The 23,981-nt window shown below is 44.1% G+C and carries 24 protein-coding genes; 7 read left to right on the top strand and 17 right to left on the bottom strand.

Annotated elements, in window-relative coordinates:
• The 8 genes from VFW36_RS08690 to mobB all read right to left on the bottom strand — a co-directional run.
• On the bottom strand, nt 1-798 hold a 798-nt coding region (locus VFW36_RS08690), incomplete at its 3' end, for a hypothetical protein (RefSeq protein WP_329658417.1).
• On the bottom strand, nt 795-2,744 hold the full coding sequence (gene metG, locus VFW36_RS08685) for a methionine--tRNA ligase (protein ID WP_329658416.1): 1,950 nt from the start codon (nt 2,742-2,744) through the stop codon (nt 795-797). The genes VFW36_RS08690 and metG, both read right to left, overlap by 4 nt.
• Nucleotides 2,745-2,827: 83 nt before the next feature.
• Nucleotides 2,828-3,205, bottom strand: coding sequence for a DUF86 domain-containing protein (locus VFW36_RS08680; RefSeq protein WP_329658415.1), 378 nt, complete (start codon nt 3,203-3,205; stop codon nt 2,828-2,830).
• Complete coding sequence (locus VFW36_RS08675) at nt 3,198-3,515, bottom strand: nucleotidyltransferase family protein (RefSeq protein ID WP_329658414.1); 318 nt, start codon at nt 3,513-3,515, stop codon at nt 3,198-3,200. The genes VFW36_RS08680 and VFW36_RS08675 overlap by 8 nt, the downstream gene beginning before the upstream one ends.
• Nucleotides 3,516-3,642: 127 nt before the next feature.
• Complete coding sequence (locus tag VFW36_RS08670; RefSeq protein WP_329658413.1) at nt 3,643-4,677, bottom strand: hypothetical protein; 1,035 nt, start codon at nt 4,675-4,677, stop codon at nt 3,643-3,645.
• 156 nt (nt 4,678-4,833) lie between these two features.
• On the bottom strand, nt 4,834-5,025 hold the full coding sequence (locus VFW36_RS08665; protein WP_329658412.1) for a hypothetical protein: 192 nt from the start codon (nt 5,023-5,025) through the stop codon (nt 4,834-4,836).
• Nucleotides 5,009-5,854 carry a class 1 fructose-bisphosphatase gene (locus VFW36_RS08660; RefSeq protein WP_329658411.1) on the bottom strand — a complete coding sequence of 282 codons (846 nt, stop codon included), beginning with the start codon at nt 5,852-5,854 and terminating at the stop codon, nt 5,009-5,011. Before VFW36_RS08660 ends, VFW36_RS08665 begins: the two co-directional genes overlap by 17 nt.
• Nucleotides 5,851-6,357, bottom strand: coding sequence for a molybdopterin-guanine dinucleotide biosynthesis protein B (gene mobB / locus VFW36_RS08655; RefSeq protein WP_295011909.1), 507 nt, complete (start codon nt 6,355-6,357; stop codon nt 5,851-5,853). Before mobB ends, VFW36_RS08660 begins: the two co-directional genes overlap by 4 nt.
• A 108-nt stretch (nt 6,358-6,465) precedes the next feature.
• On the opposite strand from mobB, the gene VFW36_RS08650 reads away from it, so the two are divergent.
• On the top strand, nt 6,466-6,951 hold the full coding sequence (locus tag VFW36_RS08650) for a hypothetical protein (protein ID WP_329658410.1): 486 nt from the start codon (nt 6,466-6,468) through the stop codon (nt 6,949-6,951).
• Here the strand turns inward: VFW36_RS08650 and VFW36_RS08645 are convergent.
• From VFW36_RS08645 to gltX, 3 genes are read right to left on the bottom strand one after another with little or no spacing between them, the layout of a single operon-like run.
• On the bottom strand, nt 6,869-8,515 hold the full coding sequence (locus VFW36_RS08645; protein ID WP_329658409.1) for a transglycosylase SLT domain-containing protein: 1,647 nt from the start codon (nt 8,513-8,515) through the stop codon (nt 6,869-6,871). The two genes, VFW36_RS08650 and VFW36_RS08645, sit on opposite strands and share 83 nt — an antisense overlap.
• A complete protein-coding gene (locus VFW36_RS08640; protein WP_329658408.1) occupies nt 8,512-8,802 on the bottom strand; it encodes a YggT family protein in 291 nt (96 codons plus the stop codon). Before VFW36_RS08640 ends, VFW36_RS08645 begins: the two co-directional genes overlap by 4 nt.
• Nucleotides 8,799-10,043 carry a glutamate--tRNA ligase gene (gltX, locus tag VFW36_RS08635; protein ID WP_329658407.1) on the bottom strand — a complete coding sequence of 415 codons (1,245 nt, stop codon included), beginning with the start codon at nt 10,041-10,043 and terminating at the stop codon, nt 8,799-8,801. Before gltX ends, VFW36_RS08640 begins: the two co-directional genes overlap by 4 nt.
• A gap of 126 nt (nt 10,044-10,169) precedes the next feature.
• On the opposite strand from gltX, the gene VFW36_RS08630 reads away from it, so the two are divergent.
• Entirely contained in the window at nt 10,170-12,059 is a 1,890-nt protein-coding gene (locus tag VFW36_RS08630; RefSeq protein ID WP_329658406.1) for a diguanylate cyclase domain-containing protein, read from the top strand.
• Here the strand turns inward: VFW36_RS08630 and VFW36_RS08625 are convergent.
• The gene (locus VFW36_RS08625; protein WP_329658405.1) at nt 12,056-12,706 is read right to left on the bottom strand and encodes a TrkA family potassium uptake protein; all 651 of its coding nucleotides are present in this window, start codon (nt 12,704-12,706) and stop codon (nt 12,056-12,058) included. The two genes, VFW36_RS08630 and VFW36_RS08625, sit on opposite strands and share 4 nt — an antisense overlap.
• Before the next feature lies 1 nt (nt 12,707).
• Entirely contained in the window at nt 12,708-13,991 is a 1,284-nt protein-coding gene (locus tag VFW36_RS08620) for a TrkH family potassium uptake protein (RefSeq protein ID WP_329658404.1), read from the bottom strand.
• 128 nt (nt 13,992-14,119) lie between these two features.
• On the opposite strand from VFW36_RS08620, the gene VFW36_RS08615 reads away from it, so the two are divergent.
• On the top strand, nt 14,120-14,806 hold the full coding sequence (locus VFW36_RS08615; RefSeq protein WP_329658403.1) for a tRNA-uridine aminocarboxypropyltransferase: 687 nt from the start codon (nt 14,120-14,122) through the stop codon (nt 14,804-14,806).
• Here the strand turns inward: VFW36_RS08615 and VFW36_RS08610 are convergent.
• Genes VFW36_RS08610 through VFW36_RS08595 form a run of 4 tightly spaced genes read right to left on the bottom strand, consistent with a single transcriptional unit; the run spans nt 14,803 to nt 16,709 of the window.
• On the bottom strand, nt 14,803-15,033 hold the full coding sequence (locus tag VFW36_RS08610; RefSeq protein ID WP_329658402.1) for a hypothetical protein: 231 nt from the start codon (nt 15,031-15,033) through the stop codon (nt 14,803-14,805). The genes VFW36_RS08615 and VFW36_RS08610 overlap by 4 nt on opposite strands.
• A gap of 3 nt (nt 15,034-15,036) precedes the next feature.
• Entirely contained in the window at nt 15,037-15,927 is an 891-nt protein-coding gene (locus VFW36_RS08605) for a hypothetical protein (protein ID WP_329658401.1), read from the bottom strand.
• A complete protein-coding gene (fliN, locus tag VFW36_RS08600) occupies nt 15,924-16,280 on the bottom strand; it encodes a flagellar motor switch protein FliN (protein ID WP_329658400.1) in 357 nt (118 codons plus the stop codon). The genes VFW36_RS08605 and fliN overlap by 4 nt, the downstream gene beginning before the upstream one ends.
• A 3-nt stretch (nt 16,281-16,283) precedes the next feature.
• On the bottom strand, nt 16,284-16,709 hold the full coding sequence (locus tag VFW36_RS08595; RefSeq protein ID WP_329658399.1) for a chemotaxis protein CheX: 426 nt from the start codon (nt 16,707-16,709) through the stop codon (nt 16,284-16,286).
• A 125-nt stretch (nt 16,710-16,834) separates the two neighbouring features.
• On the opposite strand from VFW36_RS08595, the gene VFW36_RS08590 reads away from it, so the two are divergent.
• Genes VFW36_RS08590 through polA form a run of 4 tightly spaced genes read left to right on the top strand, consistent with a single transcriptional unit; the run spans nt 16,835 to nt 23,978 of the window.
• Nucleotides 16,835-17,572: a sulfite exporter TauE/SafE family protein gene (locus tag VFW36_RS08590; protein WP_329658398.1), complete on the top strand. Its 738-nt coding sequence runs from the start codon at nt 16,835-16,837 to the stop codon at nt 17,570-17,572.
• Between the two features lie 3 nt (nt 17,573-17,575).
• Complete coding sequence (uvrA, locus tag VFW36_RS08585; protein WP_329658397.1) at nt 17,576-20,392, top strand: excinuclease ABC subunit UvrA; 2,817 nt, start codon at nt 17,576-17,578, stop codon at nt 20,390-20,392.
• Between the two features lie 34 nt (nt 20,393-20,426).
• Nucleotides 20,427-21,242: an HDOD domain-containing protein gene (locus tag VFW36_RS08580; RefSeq protein ID WP_329658396.1), complete on the top strand. Its 816-nt coding sequence runs from the start codon at nt 20,427-20,429 to the stop codon at nt 21,240-21,242.
• 12 nt (nt 21,243-21,254) lie between these two features.
• Nucleotides 21,255-23,978, top strand: coding sequence for a DNA polymerase I (gene polA, locus VFW36_RS08575; RefSeq protein ID WP_329658395.1), 2,724 nt, complete (start codon nt 21,255-21,257; stop codon nt 23,976-23,978).
• The last annotated feature ends 3 nt before the right edge of the window (nt 23,979-23,981 follow it).

Here is a 23,981-nt window from a genome sequence, read left to right as displayed (position 1 = left end):
CGAAGCCTGAGAATCGAGAAAATCGATCTGTTCATCGATGAGCTCTAACAACGGCTCGAATATCACTACCCGATCACTGCTTCCGAACTCTTTGCTCTCCAAGCGTGAATTGGTAAAGACAGGGATGAAATGTCCCATTTTGCTAAACCCTTTGATCTGAAACGGAATCCGCAAAAAGGTATAGAAAAAGAGGAGATGCTCCAAATAGGGGATAAAAAATGGGGAGAGCATCTGACGCTCATAAAAGGTGTCGTTGTGGATAAAAGAGGTCTCAAACAACGTTTGCTCAATGATCGTAATCGTTTTTTCCTGCGCACGAATCAGCTGCGAGTGTTCGATAAAGATCTCCGAATCGGTGAGGGCAGGGGAAAACAAGACAATCGACTTTTTCTCTAGAGGCCAAAGCTTTTCCCAGATATTGGACATCGGTCCTTCGATATTGGTGAAGTTAGTCGGGGTGGAGATCATCGTAGAGAGATGCAAAGTGATCGGATCACACGCATACACCAACAGCTCTTTTTCCAAGAGATAAAATCGGAGAAGCTTTTTGAGGGCGATGTCGATATTTTCTACCTTGACCCATGCCACTTCACTGTCGCTGATCTGGGTCGGTTTATCAAACATAACACCGTACGCTCCGTTTTGGAGTGCTTCGGGTATATCTTCTGGGGAATAGGCGACAAAAAAAGATCCGCGCTTTACTTTCGAAGGATCGAAGACGACACTTTCAAAAAGGCTGATAGAGGGTTCTCCTAAAAGAGCCCCTTTGCTCAGTGCGAGGATATTTTCGAGTCTCATCCCACGGAACTTCCGCTAAGGCGTGGTTTTTCAGGGCGCACGAGAGATAACCCGTCCGCATCCTTAGCCGCTAAAATCATCCCCTCTGAGAGCAATCCCATCAGTTTGGCAGGTTTGAGATTGGCAACGACACACACTTGGGTTCCGATCATCGACTGGGCACTGTAGTACTCGCGGATACCCGCTACGATTTGGCGCGGAGTCTCTTCGCCCAAATCGACTTGGAGTTTGAGGAGCTTCGAGCTTTTCGGAACCTCTTCGGCATCCAAAACGGTCCCGATTTTGATCGACGTTTGAAAAAATTGATCGATCGTGATAAGCCCCTCTTCGGAGAGCGTAGTCTCTTTTTTATCCACCATAGCAGGTTTCGGTTCCGCTTTCGGTGCCTCTTCGATCATCGCTTTGGGTGCTTCCGCCATCAACGGCTCTTCAATACGCGGGAAAAGCGGCGGGATTTTTTTGATCGTAAACGGGTTCAATAATGCGCCGTTTTTAATGAGGGCATTATAACTATCGGTGGTGATCTCAAATCCTAACGCATCGGCAATTTTTGTCGTCGTCTGAGGCATAACCGGATGAAGCAATACGGATGCTTTTGCCAAAAGGTTGGCAACCAGTGCAACCGTCGCGAGCGCCTCATCATTGCGTCCCTCTTTGATTTTAACCCACGGGGCATGCTCTTCGATCGCTTTGTTCCCGATCGTAAAGACGCGCCATAACTCTTCAAGATAGCGGTGAGGCTGAAGCTCAAACAGATAGTTTTCAGCCGCTTTAAGGCTCTCGTGCGCATCGGAGAGTTCTTTGGCATGATACTGGGCTACATCTTTGCTGTCGACGTTAAAGTCGGAGTATTTTTCACTCATACCGATAATACGGTTGAGGAGGTTTCCTAAATCGTTGGAAAGATCGGAGTTCATGCGGTCGATCAGGGCGCGTTGAGAGAAATCTCCGTCTTGTCCGAACGGCACTTCGCGCATCATGAAATAGCGGAAATTCTCAACGCCGTAGTGGTTGGAAACTTCACGCGGATCGACAACGTTCCCTTTGGATTTGGACATTTTCTCACCGTCGCGTGTCCACCAACCGTGTGCGGCAATGTGTTTAGGGAGAGGAAGACCGAGACTCATCAAAAATGCCGGCCAATATATCGCATGGAAACGGAGGATGTCTTTACCGACAAGTTGTACGTTAGCCGGCCAGAACGCCATTTTTGCTTCGTCAGTGCCGTAGCCCAACGCCGTAGCATAGTTCATCAACGCATCAAGCCAAACGTACATTACGTGTTTCGGTTCGTTCAGCGTTTCCGGCAAATGAACCCCCCAGCTGAAACTGGTACGGGTGACGGAGAGATCGGTCAATCCGCCGCGAACAAAGCTGATTACTTCGTTACGGCGTGATTTTGGGAGGATAAACTCAGGATGCGCTTCGTAGTATTCCAAAAGAGGTCTTTCGTATTTGGAGAGGCGGAAAAAATAGCTCTCCTCTTTGACGATGCTCGTGGCTCTGCCGCAATCGGGGCAGCATCCGCCGTCCATGAGCTGAGATTCCGGAAAAAAGGTTTCACAGCTGACGCAGTAGTTCCCCTCATAAAAATCTTTATAGATGTCCCCGTTCTCATACATTTTGGCAAATGCCGCTTGAACCCCTATTTTATGGTCGGCATCGGTGGTACGGATAAATTGATCGTAACTAATATCAAATTCATCCCACAGATTACGGAACGTTGCACTGATCTCATCGGCAAACTGCTGAGTCGGTTTATTGAGCTTTTTCGCAGCCTCTTCGATCTTTTGTCCGTGTTCGTCGGTTCCGGTGAGAAAATAGGTATCATTACCGACAAGTCGGGAGTAACGAGCCAAAGTATCGGCGATAAAAGTCGTATAGGCATGACCGATGTGGGCTTCACCGTTGACGTAATAGATTGGGGTAGTAATATAGTTTTTCATTGGTTTCCTTATGGGAATTGACGATGCTTATCGTATAGTTAGGTTGATTGTCGTAATTCTATCGGTTGTTACATTTGAAAGAATTAAATTGAGGGTTGATTTTCACCAATTTGTAGCGCTTCTAGGGCACAATATTTGATGTTTGGGAGTTTTTCACGTATCACCATTTCGATAATCGGAAGATTGATCCCCTCATAGTCATGGGCAATAAAATTACGTATGTCGTATGAGCCTTTGAGGTCTTCACGATCAAAATGAGTTAAGATGGAGAAAGCGGCATCATTTTTAAGTTTCTCGAACTGTTCAGCCATAGCTACAAGATGCATTAAAATGGCAGGGCGTTTGAGTTTGGTATCCGATAACGCGGCAACGATTCCACCGCTTTCACTAACGATTTCGAGAATAAGATCGATTTTATCGATGATAGTTTGAACCCGTTGTGCATCACGAATATCAGACATAAATAGCCTCTTTGAGCAATATATCTCTTTTGACGTCATCTAACCCTGATAGATCGCAAATATCAACACGTCCCCCTCCGAAACGATGTGATATGGTACTTCGGAGTTCTTCGATAACACGCAATGCTTCCCATCCGGGATGAACTTGCAAAAAGCGGGGAGTAGTGTGCATAATGATGTCAATATCACTACCCCATACAGCATTTTCACGTGCGTAACTGCCGAAAAGTCCTAATTTCTCAATCCCTTCACTTTCTAATTTTGGGCGTATGGAAGAGAGATAGGCTAAGATTTCTTCTTTTTTTGTCATGAGTTAATTATAACAGAGTTTAGGGGATTTTTTAGTGCTGTTTTGTCATCCCGTACTTGATACGGGATCTATCCCTATGTTTTCAAAATGATGACATTTGAGACGAGGGAATCAAAAATTTGTGCAGTTAATGATATGTTGGAAGATATTTAACACATTGTTCTATATCTTTCTTTTTTACAAAGACAGTTGCTGAACTAAGATAACCGCCTAGCTCGTATGGATCAAAGTCGAATTGTATACCTACTGGTGTAGGTAAAAATTTAATATGCTTCCAATTTTCGATTGTTCCATTTTCTGGACGATCTACTTTTTCTTCAAGTAAAGAAACAATATTTTTAGACACGGTATGTAAGCAATTTGGTGACACGGAAATAAAATGGTTTAATTCTGCGGGAGATAATGAAGTGTCAATGATTTTGAAATGCTTATAGGCTGAGCTTCCATTGCCATGTGCCATACGATTACTATATCCCCATGCCCAACCATGTAATGAAAGTGAGGTATTTGCATGAAAGGCAATTGTTACTTGATTGGTGCATTCCAAATCGTGTTCACAAGTAGACATAAGGTCTCGTATCCAAGAATCGGCATGTTGATTACCTATGATCGGAAAAATGACGCTAAAGACAAATGGACGTGAGGGATTGTCGTCATCTATAGTAGTGTTACGACTATGAGTTACATCAACCCCATGGTACGGATAAACCCGTTTCATTGAAAATTTCAACTGTCTATTTTTATTGGTCTGTTTCCATACGCCATACATTGTAATTCGATCTGGAGATAAAGTACCTTTGAAAACTTCTGCATCAACAAAGTTTCCATTTTTATCCTCTGTTTCAGCTGCTAATTCAACAAAATTTTGAGAGAATGAACGTATTCGCAATTGAATTGTTTTACCAGAAAATTTTTTCGGATACCAGTATGAAGGGCTAAGTGTATGTGGTTGCGATTCTTTTCGATTAATGGATTCTGGAGTAGGATAGGGTAAATCCATCTGGAAAGGTGTTCCATCTTCAAAGCTACCTTCATAAAATCCACCTGCATCCCATTCTATTTTATTAGGATCCATTAGATAGTTTGTATATTGTTCATTTGCAAACAGAAATGTATAAAAAAAGCTAAAAATTAAAACAGTAATTATTTTTAAATTAGTCATTTTAAATCCTTGTAACAATATGAAGATATAAAGTAAAAAGTAATAGAAAGAAATTTATAGAATGATTATATTGGCGAGTATATAAAAGTTTTCTGATTATTATAAAGAGATTGTAAAGTTGGATTCCCAATCGAGTTGGGAATGACGAAGAAAAATTTAAAAATCAAACCCGCCGGTTTCACCCTTGGACATACTCTCATACACACTTCGGATGTATTTGGTGCGAATCTCGCATCCGATACATTTTTCACACACATAACAGCTCGTTACGTTTTTTTCTTCTTGGCACTCTTGGAGAATTTTTATGGTTTCATCCAATCGTACTTCGTACTCACTGTTGTCCGGCATAGACACTCAGCACCTCATTTACTTCATCACATGAGCCGAAAAAACATGGGCTGGTATCATGAACGTGGCGCGGCTCTTTTTCCAGAACCCGCGCAGAACCGTCAACCGCTTTACCGCCCGCTCTCTCGAAGATAAAGGCAAAAGGGAATACTTCAAACAACATGCGCAGTTTTCCCTCCGGCTTATCGGCGGCACCCGGATAACTGAACAATCCGCCCCCTTTGAGGAGGATTTGGTGCAAATCGGGAACCATCCCGCCAGAGTAGCGGAGGCGATAGCCACGGGTAAAGAAACCGTCAATCATCGCTTTATGGTACGGCGCCCAGTACTGTTGCGTACCGCCCGGAGCCATGATTTTTCCCTTCTCGTTCAAGTGAAGGTGTTTGACAAACTCAAACTCGCCGTTTTGGAGCAAATACAAAGAGACATGATGCTCATCGGCAAATACGAGCTCAACACGAGGCCCGTAAACAACGTAACAGCTCGCTACCATTTTACTCGGAGTAAACGCCCCCTCATAGATTCCGAAGATAGAGCCGACACTGAGATTAACATCGACCAACGAAGAACCGTCCAGCGGGTCAAATGCGATGAAATAATGACCGTTTTCATTGAGAACCATCGGCTCTTCTTTCTCTTCGCTGGCGATGGTATGGACACCTTCGATACGGCTAAGTTCCTCTTCGATAATCAAATCGCTTTGAATATCTAGCTGTAGTTGTGTTTCACCGGAGCTGTTTTGCTCTTGAGAATAGCCGATGTCTTTGACGTCAATCGCCTCTTTGATCCGAATAGCACTTTTTTGGATCGCCTGTAAAATCATATTCATTTCATAACCTTTGCGTGAGCTAAAATCCACTCGATCACTTGATCGGGGTTGTTGAGATCGAGGATGTCAATCCCATCGGGGATTGTGTAGTGAGCGGGATCGATACTCTCATCGATCGCCAATGCGTTCATATACGGGAAATAATCGGCATCGATAGAACCTCTAAAGATACTGATACGCGGCAATGGGAGGTTTTTAAGTCCCTCAACGAGGAGAACATCAAAATCACCGAAAAGAGAGACCAGCTCATCGAGTTCTTTATGACGCTGTGAAAAATAGGTGGTGCGGGTAGGGGAGGTGACGATCACTTCAGCCCCCGTATCGCTGAATTTGTAGCTGTCTTTCCCCGGGACGTCGAATTGAGCCTTGTCTTTGGGGTCGTTTTTGATGATCGCAACCTCTAAAGAGTGCTCATGGATCAATTTTCGGGCCACTTTGAGAATCAGCGTTGTTTTGCCGCTGTTGGAGGGACCGGTGAATGCAATCGCTAAACGTTTTTTCAAAAAAACAAACCTCTAATAAAATGAGGGATATTATAGTCAACAATCATTGAAAGTTGGTTAAGGCGAGTTGACGTATAATAACGATTATTCGATGACCAAAGGATTATAATGCGATTTTCATGGATAGCGGTATCTGCTTTATTGCTTTTTAGCGGTTGTGCGCAAAAAGGGACATTTGATCTCTTTAAGATGGATGAAGCCCATGAACGTGCGGTTGAGCAGCTACGAACCGATGCAATCGTCCTCTCACTAGAGACCAAAGCGATCATCTCCTCTTTGTATCTCAACAAGATTGATCCGACACAATACCAAGAGGGTGAAAACTTCATTGTTGCCGTCTATTTTGAGAATGACGATAGAACACTCAGAGTAAGAGAATTGGAATCCAACGGTTATAAACTGACGTTGAACGGTAAAAAGGCGGAGCTTATCGAACCGATGAGTGAAAAAGATCAAAGACGTAATTTAATGCCGATCCAAAACAATTGGAATCGGTACTATTTCGTCCGTTTTAATTCCGAACCAGCTGCTTCTTTAGCGCTTCGGCTCGAAAATAATCAGACTGGGAAGGTTGTGTTAAGTTATCAAAAATAGCTTTTATCGATACCTCTTCACCTAAAATCTTTTTGTACATGACGTAGTTGGCAAGTACTTTCTTGCCATACTCACGATTTTCATCGTTTCCAATCAACTCCATACTCAAAAACGGTTCATATTCACCCGGCAAAAATCGCGGTGCCTCAGTCAAAAGGCGCTTTGTAGATCCTAAACCTCCGTTGTAGCCGTATGCGACCAGAACCGGATTATACAGGTTCTTAATCAAGTGTTGCATATGCGAAACGGAATACGCAATACTGATTTCAGGCTGAAGCATATCAAAATAGGTAGTCGGTTTGAGAGGGTGGACTTTGCTGATAGTATCAACATTAAAAGGCATGATTTGCATTAAACCCAAGGCGAATGAGCGTGAGATCAGCCCCGGTATAAGACGGGTTTCCTGACGCATAAGTGCATAGACAAGTGCCTTTTGGTCATTAGATAAATTCGCCATATACTGATCGTAAGGCATCGTAAAATTATGGATATAAGGCTCATACGTCCGCTCTAACACATATCCCTGAACTCCGATCGAATCGTTTCCGTCACAACGCTCTATTAAGCCAGCAAGGGTATCCGGAGTCGAAGCTTTGATCTCTTCAGCGAAAGAGCGCCATTGAAACGGGTCAACGCCGTTAATGCTGCTTGGATTGTTGGTTGTCGGAAGGGTCGTAAAATAATTTTCAGTCGGTAATCCTAAGAGTTCTCGGGCGTAAAGCACATACATATTGATGTCAAGACTTCGAGAGAGTTCCTCTAAGTAGGTTTGATCTTTCGTAATTTGATAAATCCAAAAAACACTTTTATCGCGATCGATCGGAGAATAAAAACGGCTTTTTGCCTCTTTCAAATGCTCTAGTGCAGTATCAAATTTACCGTATTTGATGGCGTTCATCGCTAAAAAGAAATGGGTTTGCGGATCAAAATGCCCTCCGCTTACAGCACTCAATGATTGCTGTAACTGATCCATTGATGGGTCGGTGACACTCAGAAAAACGATTTGGGCAAAATAGGGACTTTGGACGAGTGCTTCCAAAACATCATATGAGAGCATATGGTTGAAATTTTCACGACGGTATCCTGAGCCAGCGAGGCGAAAAAGGGTGGTTTCATTCGCGAGATTGTCGGTAGAAGTGTAGAAACTCTCCTGATTCATCGCTCGAAGCCACTCGGTATTGCCGAAACGATTATTCAATCGAGCGGCAATAGCTTCGCGTTCTTCAGGTTTTAATGCCGTCGCTTTTGCAGGAGTGAGTGCCAGCATGAGACAATCATCCTGTTCGATCACGGGGAGATTACACGCTTGCTCACGCATACACATAGCAGTGTATTTGATCTCAGGTTCATCCGTTTTTGCCGCATAGTCAAACAAAAAGCGTTCGTTGACATTTTCGACTTGATAAAATGCTTCTGATGCCGCAGAGGCATTGATGTCCTGATGTAAAAACTGCCAAATCAAGAAGTTTTTTTGACGAGATGGGGGTTTATCATTAATATCTGTAAGGGTAATGCCCCAGACACTGGATGTGAGGAAAAGGGCTAGTAGAGATGAACGGATCATGAAGCAAGAACCGCCGCATTGATAACATTGACCAATATCACATCAAGCACTTGAAGCAAGATGACCAAAATCAAAGGGGCAAGATCAAGTCCGTTAAAAACCGTCGGCATCACACGTCGTAGAGCACGGTATGCCGGTTCGGTGAGACGATAGATAATCTGAACGATCGGATTATACGGATCAGGTCGTACCCATGAGAGAAGGGCACCGATAATCAATACCCAGATATAGACCGTAATCAGGGAATGAACAATCCCCCCTAAACCAGAAACAATACCGCCCATCATTTTGCCACCTCTTTAATATAATTTTTGATATGTGTATAAAGATCATTCATTTCAGGTCCATGCTCCGCACCGCTGAGAAGAAGACGAAGCGGTTTTAAGAGATTTTCTTCATTGAGTCCGCTGTGTTGTATAAGATAAGCTTTGTAGGATTCATAATCGTCAAAGTGAGGAGCCTTGCGGGTCAAATCGCGTAAAATATCAAATCCCTCTTGATACTCCTGTGGCACCTCTTTAGGCTCAAACACTGCACCTACTTTTGCTCGAAGTTCTTTAAGCGTAGTGGTTTCTTCTAAAAAGAGTTTTGCCAAATTTCCGATCTCTTCATCGGCAAATCCGACATAGCGTGAAAGCTCTTTAGGATCAAGCCCACGTAGATGTTCACGGTTGATAGAGCGCAGTTTGTCAATGTCAAAATGGACAGGATCTTTGGAGAGCGATTTAAGATCGAACCATTTGATCGCCTCTTTAAGACTAAAGATTTCAAGAGGTGTTTTATTCCCCAATAAAATGAGGTAGTTGCTGATAGCTTCGGGCAAAAATCCCTCTTCGAGGAGCCATTTGATGCTGAGCGAGCCCTCAAGGAGGATCGGCAGATGAGCGTATTCGACTTTTTTGGTGTATCCCAAAGCCTCATGAATCGCGATCTGTTTTGGGGTATCGGAGAGATGATCTTCGCCACGGATGATGAGGGAGACATCGGCGAGCATATCATCCACCGCACAAGCGAAATTGTAGGTAGGATATTTATCGGTACTCATCAAAATAAAGCTGTCGATCTCATCGGGAGCAAACGTACTTTCCCCTTTGATAATATCGCTTACGCTAATCGAATGGGTGGGCTTTTTTAGACGAATGGTGAAGGGGAGGGGATTGTCGATCACCTCTTCGGGAGCGAGGTTTTCACATCTCCCCTCATAGGCCGCTTCACGTTTCGATTTTAGGGCTTCGGCGGAGCAAAAACAGTTAAACGCTTTTTTATCTTGGAGCAGTTGAAGTGCCATTGCACGGTGGAAACGGAGGTTATTGCTTTGAAATTGTTGCTCTTGGTACTCGATCCCGAACAGGGCTAAAATATCGAAGATTTCATTCTCTTTACCGGGGATATTACGCTCCTTATCGGTATCTTCGATACGGATCAGTAGCGGCTCTTCGCGTTGGATCGAGCAAATATAATTAAATAGTGCGACTCGGAGATTGCCGATATGCATATCACCGGTCGGACTTGGGGCAAAACGGAGCATTAAATTTCCTAAAACTTTTTTGCAATATTAGCAGAAACTGTGTTCAACCTAACTTTGCCCAGACTTAAGGGGGAAGAACTCGCAAATTTGATACAATTGTCATTATTTAGAAGAGCAGGGATACCGGTGTCCATTCAAAAAATTGCCAAATATGCCAAGCATTTTGACGTGCTCGTTATTCATGAATCAAGTGATGTGCCCCCATATCGCGAATCCATAGAAACAGTCTTTCGATCATCAACTTTTATCTCGATAGACGCGGAACAAACACCAACACCTCTTCAGTGCCATCTGCTCATTGTATGCGGCTCCTATCCGTTTTTAAAAAATCCGGCATTACGCACACTCCTCTCGCGTGTTCAAAGTCTCGAAAGTATTATCTTTACCCCCGATTTTTCCAATATCAATGTGTATAAAATCGCCCTCTCTTTTCGTGCATCCAATGTTATAGCCGTCCCTCAGAGTGAAGATGAGTTTGCGAATGCCATGATGGGAATCTTTTCATCTTTGGTCAAAAAACATAATGAACATATCCTCAGTAATTATGATCGGATGATCTCTGAATTTTCCGATAACCTTTTTTGGATTCACAAAGATAAAAAAGTCCTTTACGCCAACGAGGCACTTAAACAAAAATTCGGTATCAAAAGTTTAGGAGAGCTCGATTACTATTTTGAAGACAAAGAGATAGCACCTCTTATCAATGCGTCCGGTATCTCTCAAAAAATCATTACGAAAAAAGACTATAAAGGTGAAGAGAAAGCCTACTTCGCAACCAATCAACTCTTAAAAGATCGAGAGTATCTGGTCAGTATGATCCCTTTATCCGCACCGATTGAGGATCAGGATAAACAGCTGTACAACCGGATGAGTTTTATCGAGCTTCTAAAAGATGCATTTGTCGTCCACAAAAGGGAAAATGAACCGATCCCCGTTATTGTAATGTACATCGAAAATACCGATAAAATCATTGAAATGCGCGGGGAAGACATTTACAACAACGTCTGTAAAGAGATTCTAAAACTGGTTCGAACGACGTTCAAGAATGATATAAAAATTGCACAATGGCATAAAGATATTTTTACCCTTTTAGCGACCGATATTTCACTCGACGCACTAAAGCGAAGTTTGGAAAAATTTCATCAATCTCTTGGTATTGAAATTTCAATCGATGGTGCCTCACCGCTTATTGATTCATTTATTATCGATATGCATGGAGTAGAACTCAACAAAGCGATTGGGATTATCGATCATATCAACCAAAAACAGCTTCTATCCCGTGATTTAACCCATTTGGTCCATTTTGAAATATCCGCATCTCCTCAAGAGATCGATGAAGTACAACATGCGATCCATTATCTCGAAAAAATGATTATGACCAATACGGCAGTAAAATTGTTGAATTTTTACAAAGGTATTCGCATCAGCACATCGGCAAAACTAGTCAAAATATCCGATGATATGGTCTATATCTCTATCGAAAAAATTCAAGGCTATGCCATGAAACTCGAGCAGAGTGTTGTCATACAAGGGCCGAATATCCCTTTTGATATTTTGGCTAACGTTCAAATTGTCGACGTTGCGAAAAAAATTGCCGTTTTAACCAAGTTTGAGCCTCTAGAAGCTTCCGGAAACAATCGTCAATACATCCGAATACAAAGCGATCACCGTATGCACGTCACCATCGGTACGGGACGAAGCGTCTTATCGGGAACCATACTCGATATTTCGATTAAATCGATAGCATGTAAAATCAGTTCGTCCAAAAAAGCACCTCTTATACTCCACTCACGTGTTAATTTGCAGTTCAATCTCCCTATGGAGCGGTTTGAAGATGGTATGGTAAGTATGGTGATTGCAGGGAAAATTCAGTACATTCAAGAGGGGGATGAGTTTACCAAAGTGGTCGTAGAACTCGATTTGATGGAGCCTTATGAGGGGTATCTGATTGAATACATTTACGCCCGTCAACAGGCGCTCGTTAATGAGATTAAAACGATCGCCAATAAGCTTTAAACCTTTTTACTTAGTGCCTCGATGTGACCGCTATCGCCTAATACGACAAGAATATCCCCTTTTTCAAGAATATCATCTTTTTCAAACGAGGTATACCAAACCCCTTGATGTTTGTACGCGATCGGTTTGACTTCAAATTCACCTTCGAAAATCGGAGACAAAATCGAAATACCGACCCAGAAAGAGGGGACGGTAAGTTTGGCGATCTTCATCGTGATGGAGAGGTCAATCGTCTCATAATGCATATTTTTGACCATTTTTTTAACGATTTTTTTCGCCGATTCCATCTCCGGATAGATCACCTTTGCCGCACCGAGTTTAGAGAGGATTTGACCGTGAACCGTAGTAATCGCTTTAGCTACGACGGTTTCAACGCCCAACTCTTTGAGTGCCATGACAGTGAGGATGCTCGCTTCGATGTTCTCACCGATACTGACAACCGCCACATCGACGTTCCCGATACCCGCTTCGCGTAATGCCCGCATATCGGTTGAATCAAGAATAACCGCATCTTGTACAAACTCATTGATTTCTCGTACCTGTTCCTCGTCCAAATCGGCTGCAATAACACTCACGCCCTGTTGTGCCAACCCTTTGGCGACATGAAACCCGAATTTTCCTAAACCGATAACTGCGTATGTTTCCATATTATATTACGACCTTTCCTTCTGCATATTTGATACGGCTCTCTACCGCTTTTCCTACTATGATGATGGTAAATGCAAAAACACCGACTCTTCCCATAAGCATCAAAACTATAATATTCAATTTTCCCGCATCACTAAAGAGGGCACTGTAGCTCAATACTCCCCCATTCCCTGTTGAGAGACCGACCGTTCCAAAGGCTGAAGTCGTTTCAAACAATATTCGCAAAAACGGCAGATGTTCCACTTCGCTCAAAATGATAGTAGAGAGTACCACATAGATCGATGCAACAAAAATAACCGCATACGCTTTATTGATCTGGTATGGTGAGATTGAACGACGGAAAATATGCGCGTTCGTATCGCCCCGAAGAGTGTACCACACACCGATCAGCGCCAACGCGACGGCAGTGGTTTTAATACCGCCCGCCGTACCTCCCGGACTACCTCCCGTCATCATAAAAAAGGTAGAGAAAAAAAGATTCGAATCGGTCAAAGTGGAAAAATCGATACTATTAAATCCTGCGGTTCGGTAGTTCACCGATGCAAACCATGCGGCAAGGATCTTGTCATATACACTCATCGATCCGAACGATTTAGGATTATTCCACTCCATAGAGAGGAGCAATACCATCCCTAGAATGATTAAAACACTCGACATTATCAAAACGAGTTTGGTATGAGTCGAAAGCCGCAATACCCGTCTGCGATGAAAGTGATAGAGTTCCAAGAGGACAAGATACCCAAGTCCACCGAGAATAATCAAGAACGGAATAGTCAGATTGATAACCAAATCACCGCGATACCCCATCATATTGTCACTAAAGAGTGAAAATCCGGCATTGTTAAACGCGGAAATAGCATGAAATATACCGAACCACGCCGCTTGAGCTATGGGCATATCGGCCCAAAAACGGAGTGTTAAAACAACGATACCGACCAGTTCAATCGTAAAAATGGTTGAGAACACGATTTTTAAAAACCGAACCAATCCGTCCATTCCGGGGTAATTGAGCGACTCTTGGAGGATAAGACGATCACGATGACCGATTTTTTGTTTCCGCATAACCGCTAAAAACGTTACCGCCGTCATGTATCCAAGCCCCCCTAATTGGATAAGCAGAAGGATAATAACTTGCCCGAATGCGGTGAAATCGACCGGAGTATCTTTGACGATCAATCCTGTCACACAGACAGCCGAGGTAGCGGTAAAAACAGCATCTATGAAACGTAGATCGCCATTGTGGGCAAACGGCATAGATAGTAGTAAAGCACCGACTAATATCACGGCAATAAAGCTGAAAAGAATGAGTTTAATCTCTCGCGTATGTATAACTGATCCTTTAGATCAAAAAATCTTTGTAAGTATAACATTGAAGACATAGTGAAGACTTAAATGAGAGATACGATGCTGCAATGATTTCGGTTATAATGGCAATGATGAATAATGTTATCGAAAATAGAGAAAAATGCTACCGATGCTACCGTCCCCTCAGCTCATGTATGTGCCCATACGTTAAAGCGATAGACACAAAGACCAAATTTGTTATTTTGATGCATCCAAAAGAGTTTAAAAAGACTAAAAACGGAACCGGAAGGTTGACCCACCTCTCTCTTCCCAATTCTGAGCTTTATATCGATGTTGATTTTAGCGAACATGACGCTATCAATGCTCTGATCGACAATCCTCAAAATCTCTGCTACGTCCTTTACCCCGGAAAAAACGCACTGAATATTAATACGGAAAAAATAGAACACGACGGCAAAACGGTGGTAATTTTTATTATCGATTCAACATGGCCGTGCTCGGTCAAAATGCTCCGTTTGAGTCAAAATCTCCAAACGTTGCCTAAGATCAGTTTTACCCACTCCAAAAGTTCACAATTTAGGATCAAAGAACAACCCAAAGAGTTTTGCCTCTCCACGATTGAATCAACATTGACTATTTTAGAGCTGCTGAATAATCAGGGGGTTGAAACGATAGAAGAGGGGGCACTTGAGGGGTTTTTAAACCCGTTTACCGCCATGGTAAATTACCAGATAGAGTGTGCAACAAAGTTGGATGAAAGTGTCCGTTTTAAAAAGAGACGCGAGGTGGTTTAACCCTCCAAGTCGTCTTCGAATTCTTGAAGTATCCCCGACGCATCGACAATCTCTTTGTCCATCGCTTTGAGTGCTTCAGCCTCTTCGACTTTGGCATGTTCGACTTCTACGTGTTCAATAAAAATCTCAATATCTTCTTGAGGATTGTACGCATCTGCATACCCTAACGCGATCTCGACAAATTCCATACCGCATCCGAATTCAATAAGCTGCTGTTTTAGATTCATTGATTAATACACTCCGGAGGCTTTTTCTTTGTAGGAATCGAACACTTCATCCTGAGCGGGAGCTAGCTGAAAATAGCCGTCAAGCTCACGGTGTTTAGACTGCAAAAGCGTTTCAAAATCGTTTTGAGTGATCGGTATATTGTCTTGGAATTTATCCAATAAAATCGTATTGTTACCCAAAAGGACAAGATAGCTCATAGTACCGTAGTCGAGCATTGCAACCGAGTGGGAGTTGTCAAGCGATTTTTGAAACCGAATATGTATCCCGCCACCCTCAGTTGAGATAGGAAGCGGTGTCGAGATAGTCGTTTTGGTTTCCGAAGCGGTTGTTTTATCAAACAGCCACGGTGTTTTAGGTTCGTTTTTCATAGCCATAGTCCGTTTGGCAATGTTTTGTTTTAACCAGAACAATATACCGATCCCAATCACTAAAATGGCAATGACAATATAATAGCTTTGCTCAAATTCGTTCCCTTTTTTAGTCGGCAATGCTTCAACCGTTTCATTGCTCGCAGAGACTACGTTATTAGACGGTGCGGATGGGTTCATAAAGCGAAGACGCAACCCATACGAATCGGATGTTTTAGAAGCTTGCATTACCACATCATTCGCTACTTCAGCAATAATTTCAATATGATCTTCTTGAGGGGAAAGGGTAAATTTGTTTAAAAATTTTGAATTGACATTTTTTACTTTCGGATCATCGATAAATGCCTCTTCGAGTTTAACGGTAAAGGTATTCCCTACACGGTTTTGTCGTAACACACCCTCATAAGGGGTATCAAACGTCAACATGACATCGACACGGTCATTGCGATCATAAATATTGTAGCTTAAAATTTTTGCGCCCCATAAAAATGCGGGGAGTAATAGCAAGGGGAGTAAGTATCTCATAGTCTCTCTTTTGAAAGGTAATAAAGTACGGCACTCGAATCGAGTACCTCATTGATACGGATAGCCAAGTTTTTTTCATAAACCATAACTTCTCCTTTTCCGATGATGCGATTATTGACATACGATTCAACACTCTCACCGGCGGGTTTCCCTAGATCGATGACCGAACCTTTTTCGAGCCTGAGAATCTCCTCTAAAGAAAGGGTCGTTTGTCCCAAATCGGCCACAAATTCAACTTCCATATCGAGCAGTCCGTCATAATCCATCCACGATAGTTCTCGTTCGGGATCAAAGGTATGATCTTTATGAAGAGACTGTCCCGGTATTGGTTGTGGTACTACAATTTCATCCATCGCTTAGAGCCTTTGTAATCCTATGGTCATTTCACCGCCGTTGATACCGATACATTGTAATTCATCCAATTGAAGCGTTGCACACTCTTCATCTGAAAGAATAAACGGTGTCGAGATCGTCATAGCTGTTTCGTATAATTCTCCGGCGAGAACTTTGGCGTTTCCGACGATCATATTCGTTGTTTCCAAAAGCATATCACTGAGTGTCTCTTCATCGCTGTCCTCTTCACCCAAAAATATTTCCGCTATGGACTGAATCAACATCTCATCGCATCCGATATACGCTCGATGCATCTCACCGTCTTTGGTTTCAAAATCAATATAAGCAAGAAGTGTTCTCTTTTTGGCTGATGCTGATAGAAGATCGTAGGGGAGGCGTATTTGATGAAGGCAAAAGTTAATTGCGGCTTCTATAATGATTGGTAGCATCACATCCTCACTATTTTTTAGTATGATAATTGATTATAGCGTAAAATCAATTGAACTTAAAGGGTATTCGTTGAAGCACTAAGGGAGTATAATCGCGCGATTGAAAAAGAATTTAAAGAAAACACATGACATTAGAATTAGCCATTTTAGGGATCGGTGTCGGTATACTCTCCGGTTTTTTCGGAATCGGTGGAGGTACGGTGAGTGTTCCGATACTGCTGTATATGGGGTTTGGGATCAAAGAGGCAATCGGTATTTCGGTAACGCAAATGGTCGCCGGATCGTTAATGGCGGCATGGATTCATCATAAAAACCGTATGTATGCCATCAGCGACATCAAATATTTCGGTTATGGCGGGATTATCGGGGCAGTTGTCGGCGGATTATTGGTGAAAATACTCCATTCGTCTATTTTAGAATGGCTTTTTTTATCATTAGTTGCGTTCACACTGGCAAGGTTAGCCCTCTCTAACCCTGTACCGACCCGTTCTGAGGTGGTGCATCGACCTCTCTATACCCTCGTAGGGAGCGGTGTCGGGATATTTTCAGGAATGCTGGGAGTGGGCGGATCGATTTTGATGACCCCGATTCTGGTCAGTTTTATGGGGTTTCCGCTGAAAAAAGCCTCAGCGGTAGGGCATTTTTTCGTCATTTTCTCTTCGATTTCAGCATTTATCACCCTTTTATGGCTCGGGTTGATCAACATTGAAGCGGGGATGACTATGGCATTTGCGTCACTGTTCGGAACCATTGGGGGCATTTGGCTATTGCATCGGGTCAAAGTGACCCGTTACAAACAGGTACTGGTTGCTTTTTATATCATTATTTTTGCTATTACGGCATACAAACTTATCGCGGGGTAACACATGGACAAAATTAAAATTATCGGGGCGCGTGAGCACAATCTCAAAAATATTTCGCTCGAAATACCGAAAAACAAACTCGTCGTCTGCACGGGAATCAGCGGAAGCGGAAAATCGACTCTGGCGTTTGATACCCTCTATGCCGAGGGACAGAGACGTTATATCGAATCGCTCTCCAGCTACGCGCGTCAGTTCTTGGATCGTGTCGGAAAGCCCGATGTCGATAAGATCGAAGGGCTTACCCCTGCCATCGCGATCGATCAAAAAACCACCTCCAAAAATCCCCGCTCAACGGTCGGAACGATCACCGAAATCTATGACTATCTCCGTCTTTTGTATGCCCGTATCGGTGTACAGCATTGTCATCTGTGCGGCAAAAAAATCTCGAAAATGTCGGCTCAAGACATCATCGATCAGGTTTTAAAACTCCCAGAGGGGGCAAAGATCGTTATTTTGGCACCCCTCGTGCGGGAGAAAAAAGGCTCTTTCGCCGACATTCTCGAATCACTCCGCCACAAAGGGTATGTAAGAGCGATGGTCGATGGGGTGATGGTACGTCTCGATGAGGAAATAGAACTTTCCAAAACCAAAAAACATACCCTCAAAGTGGTCATTGACCGTCTCATCATCAAAGATGACAATCACGACCGTGTGGCGCAAGACGTCGAAAAAGCGCTCAAAGAATCCTACGGTGAAGTAGAGATCGAAATCCAAAACCATGATGAAGTAGGGATGAGCGAAAAACTGATCCACTACAGCGAACACAGCGCCTGTTTTGACTGTAAAGTGAGTTTTGATCCGCTCGAACCCCTATCGTTTTCATTCAACTCACCCAAAGGGGCGTGCAGTGAATGTGACGGTCTGGGGATACGATATGCACTTGACTACGACAAAATCATCGATTCCGAGCTCCCGATAGAGAAGGGGGCAATTAAAATCGTCTACGGATTCAACAAAGGGTACTATTTCACATTCCTAAAAGCGTTTTGTGCCGCAGAGGGGATCAACATCACCGTACCGTTTTATTCCCTCGAAGAGTATCAGAAAAAAGCGATCCTACACGGCAGTGTCGATGAAGTGGAGTTCAAATGGCAAGATCACCCGATCCGCCGTGTTTGGCCGGGGATCGTCCGTATCGCGTATGATATTTTCAAAGATGAAAAAGACCTTGCCGACTATATGTCCGAAAAGCCGTGTAATATCTGTAACTCCCACCGCCTAAAACGTGAATCACTTGCCGTTCGAGTCGCAGACAAAGGGATCGGGGATGTAATCTCCATGCCGCTCAAAGATTCGTATGCGTGGTTTGCCGACCCTCAAACGTTTGTGGATTTGAGCGATCAAAGTGCGATGATCGCCGCATCGATTCTCAATGAGATCCGAGAGCGTCTTTTCTTCCTTTTTGATGTAGGATTAGGATACCTCTCCCTCAGTCGAGATGCCCGTACTATCAGCGGAGGGGAAGCACAGCGTATCCGCATCGCATCACAGATCGGTAGCGGTTTGACGGGAGTGATGTATGTCCTCGATGAACCGAGTATCGGACTGCATGAGCGTGATACCTTAAAACTGATCCGTACCCTTCGGTCTCTGCAGGAAAAGGGGAATACCGTCATCGTCGTTGAACACGACAAAGAGACGATCGAAAATGCCGATTACATCGTCGATATCGGTCCTGGTGCGGGGAAATTCGGTGGAAATGTCGTGTTTGCAGGAACCCTCGAAGAGATGAAAAAATCTGACACCCTGACCGCACAGTATCTATCCGGTCGTAAAAAAATCGAGTATTTTTACCGTAGAGAGCAAAAAGAGTGGATGTCTATCAATAATGTCACATTAAATAATATCAATAATTTAAGTGTCAAAATTCCTCTTCATAACTTCGTGTGTGTAACGGGGGTAAGCGGAAGCGGAAAAAGCTCGTTGATTTTACAAACACTTCTCCCTGTAACGCGAGAAATTCTCAATCATGCCCGTAAAATTAACCGCGTAGCGGGGGTCGAAGTAGAGGGGTTAGAGAAACTCGATAAGGTCATCTATCTCGATCAAAGCCCTATCGGACGGACACCGCGTTCCAACCCTGCTACCTATACGGGAGTTATGGATGAGATCCGTAATCTCTTCGCTAAAACCAAAGAGTCTCAAATCCGTGGATATACATCTTCACGCTTTAGTTTTAACGTCAAAGGCGGACGATGCGAAAAATGTCAGGGGGAAGGGGAGATCAAGATCGAGATGCACTTCTTGCCGGACATCATGGTCAAATGTGACGCATGTCAAGGGAGCCGCTATAACCTCCAAACTCTCCAAGTAGAGTACAAAGGAAAAACCATCTCTGATGTATTGAATATGAGCGTCGGTGAAGCGTTGGAATTTTTTGCTCCGATCCCGAAGATCAAAGCGATTTTGCAAACTCTTAGCGATGTGGGGCTGGACTACATCACGTTGGGGCAAAATGCGGTCACCCTCTCAGGGGGTGAAGCACAGCGTATCAAACTCGCCAAAGAACTCAGCCGCCGCGATACGGGCAGTACCCTCTATATCCTCGATGAACCGACGACGGGGCTCCATTTCGATGACGTTAACCGCCTCACAAAAGTGCTCCATAACTTCGTCGAACTGGGCAATTCGGTACTCGTAATCGAACATAACCTCGATATGATCAAAAATGCCGACTACATCATCGACATGGGACCAGAGGGGGGAAGCGGCGGCGGATTGCTCGTTGCCGAGGGTGATCCCGAAACGGTAGCCCGTGATTGGGAGACAACCGGAAGTTTCACCGGAAAATATTTGTCTCTTGAATTAAATAGGCTATAATAACTACAATTGATTTATTAGAGGATCAGGTTCAATGAAGAGTTCGATTATTAATAGTATTAAATCTTTGCCGCCGCTTCCAAAAACGGTCATCGATATGCAACGTGTCTGCAACGATCCAAATGCCTCAATTGCCGATTTGGTTAAAACCGTTGAGCATGACCCGATGATCGTGGCCAATCTCCTGAAAGCGGCTAATTCCCCGTTGTACAGTTTTCGTCGGGAAATTCTTAACGTTGGACAAGCCGTATCACTCTTTGGAATGAGTATGACCCGTTCCATCGGTCTTGGTAACTCGGTGCGCAAACTGCTCAATGTCGATATGGAGCCTTATGGAATCAGTTCGGATCGTTTCGCTGAGATCTCTTCCATCCAAGCCGCATTGATGCATGAGTGGTATATGAAAATCGATCGTGCGAAAGCGGATAAACTTTTCTTGGCTTCGTTTCTACAAGAAACCGGAAAAATCATCATCGCCAGTGACGTTATCCAAGAAGAGTTAGCCACCAATTTCAAAGCCGACATCACCTCTGCAATCGATATTGCTTCTGTTGAGCGTTCTTACATTCATGAGACGACAGCCGCCGTGACCGCTGCGATCTTCACTCACTGGAATTTTGATAAAGAGTTCGTTGATATGATTCAATTCTCAGACTCACCCGATCGTGCTCCTGAAGAGGTAAAAGAGTTCGCTACAGCACTGCATATTATCAAAACCATCGTTCCGATTAACAACCCGTTCGGTGAGCACGGGATCTCTTTCGGTTTGAAAAAAGCCGAAGAAGCCGGTTACGACGTATCAAAACTTCAAGGTGCTATTGATTCAATCCTTGAAAAAATAAACGCCTGATAAAGGCGGTTTATGGCTCAACCTACCGTAACCATTATCGATACTTTCGGATTTTTTTTCCGCTCATTTTACGCGCTTCCTCCTCTTAAAAACCGTCAAGGGTTTCCCACCGGATTGTTGACCGGATTTATCAACTTTATCGCTTCATTGCACAAAGATCACAGCAGTGATTATCTGATTTTTGCCCTCGATGCCAAAGGACCTAGCTTTCGCGCCGAGATCGATCCCAACTATAAAGCAAACCGTTCCCCCGCACCCGAAGAACTGATTATGCAGCTCCCCATCGCGATCGAGTGGATCGATAAAATGGGGTATAAATCGCTCTCTCAAAGTGGTTTTGAAGCGGATGATATGATCGCTTCAGTGGTACGCCAAGCGCGTCAGCACGGTTTCTTGGTTCGCGTCGTGTCACACGATAAAGACCTCTATCAGCTCATCGATGACGATCGGGTTGTTTTGGTCGATGCCATCAGCAAAAAAGTGATGAACGAACGCCACTGCGAAGAGAAATACGGCGTTCATCCCCGACAGTTCATCGATTATCAGTCCCTCATCGGCGACACCGCCGATAACGTCCCAGGGGTCAAAGGGATCGGAAAAGTAACGGCGCAAAAGCTTCTAACTCAATTTGTCACACTCGATGCAATGTATGAGAGACTCGAAGAGGTGACTCCCCCTCGTATCAAGGGTCTGCTTGAAACCTATCGAGACGACGCGTTCCGTTCCCGTGAGTTGGTACGTCTCAAAGATGACGTATTTGATAGCCTCGATTTTAGCGAATTCGCGATGCACTTCGATAATCCGTTCTTGCCGATCTATGATGATCTGGTTCATTATGAGATGAATGCGGTACTGCGTACCATCAAAGCCAAAGCGCTGTTTGAAGAATCACAGCCTTCTACTGCACCTGCAAAAGTTGAAAAGATAGACGTTCCAAAATGTGAAAATATCGACGGGTGCAGTGTACTTCTTGATACCGATGAAGCGTTGATGAGAGTCATTCAATCCATCCCACACGATGCGATGGTCGCATTTGATACCGAGACGACGGGACTCGACCCTACCAAAGATCATCTCGTCGGTTTCAGCTTCAGTACCGATGGAAAAAGCGGCTACTATGTTCCGATGATGCACAGCTATCTTGGAGTAGGGGATCAAGTAAGTCTCGAAACGGCTGCACAAGCGATCCGAGCGATTTTTGAGCGTCGTGTTATCGGACATAATATCAAATTTGACCTCCATTTCGTCACCCGCTTTTTGGGCGTAGAGCGGCTCACTATCTATGCCGATACGATGGTGCTGGCATGGCTCACCGATTCGGCACGCTCTCTCTCGATGGACAACCTAGCTCAGAGCCTTTTGAACCACGAGATGATCCATTTCAAAGACACGGTCAAAAAAGGGGAAAACTTCGCTTCGGTTGCGATCGAAGACGCGTGTAAATATGCGGGTGAAGATGCCTATATCACGTACCGTCTCTATGAGGTACTGCGTGAGCAACTCCTTCTCAAAGGTGGGCAGGAAGCTCTTGATGAGGCATTTAACATCGAGTTTCCTTTTACTGTGACGCTATTGGGGATGGAGAAAGAGGGGATTGCCGTCGATACAGCGGTGCTGGAAACCTTTAAAAAAGAGGTTTCATCCGAGATCGCAACCCTCACCGAACAAATTCATAGCGCGTGCGGAACCGTATTTAATCTCAATTCTCCGAAACAGCTTGGGGTAATATTGTTTGAAACACTGGGTCTGGCACATGGCAAGAAGACTAAAACGGGTTACAGTACCGACGAACAGGTGTTGGACTCTCTTAAAGACGAGCATCCCGTGATACCGATGTTATTACAGTACCGCGAATATCACAAGCTCTACTCCACCTATATCGAACCGCTCATTGCTTTGGCGCAAAATGATCCTGAGTCTCGTATTTATACCTCGTTTGTCCAGACGGGAACCGCAACGGGTCGACTCAGTTCGAAAAATCCGAATCTCCAAAATATCCCCGTCAAAACGGCGCTCGGGATGCGTATCCGAGAAGCGTTCGTGGCACCACGCGGGAAAAAGTTGATCGGGATCGACTATTCGCAAATCGAACTTCGTCTTCTCGCTCATTTCAGTCAAGACACGGTATTGGTCAACGCCTTTAATGAGGGACACGACATCCACATGCAAACGGCGATAGCGTTGTTCGGCGAAACGGAAGCCGCAAGCAAGCGTAACATCGCCAAAACGGTCAACTTCGGTCTACTCTACGGAATGGGGCAAAAAAAGCTCTCTGATACGTTAGGGATTACGACGAAAGAGGCAAAAGAGATTATCGAGCGTTATTTCGAGACCTTTCCGAGTGTCAAGGGATATTTTAGCGGCATCGTCGAGCAAGCAAAAGAGATGGGATATGTCGAGACACTCTTACATCGCCGACGATATTTCGATTTTGCGAGCGCCACCCCGATGCTCAAAGCGGCCTACGAGCGCGAATCAGTCAACACCGTATTCCAAGGCTCCGCCTCCGATCTCATCAAACTCTCGATGAACAAGATCGATACGATGATCCGTACAGAAGGGTTACGCGCCCGAATGCTATTACAAATCCACGATGAATTGATTTTCGAGGTGGATGAGGATGTCGCAGAGGTTTATGCCGCACGCTTTGTCGAAGTGATGGAAAGTATTTTGGATTTGCGCGTTCCGCTCAAAACCTCGATGCATATAGGGAATCACTGGGGTGAGTTGAAGTAAAGG

The organism is Sulfuricurvum sp. (assembly GCF_036279695.1).
Lineage (GTDB): Bacteria > Campylobacterota > Campylobacteria > Campylobacterales > Sulfurimonadaceae > Sulfuricurvum.
The sequence above is the reverse complement of the archived record's forward strand: the minus strand, read 5'-3'. Positions and strand labels throughout refer to the sequence as shown.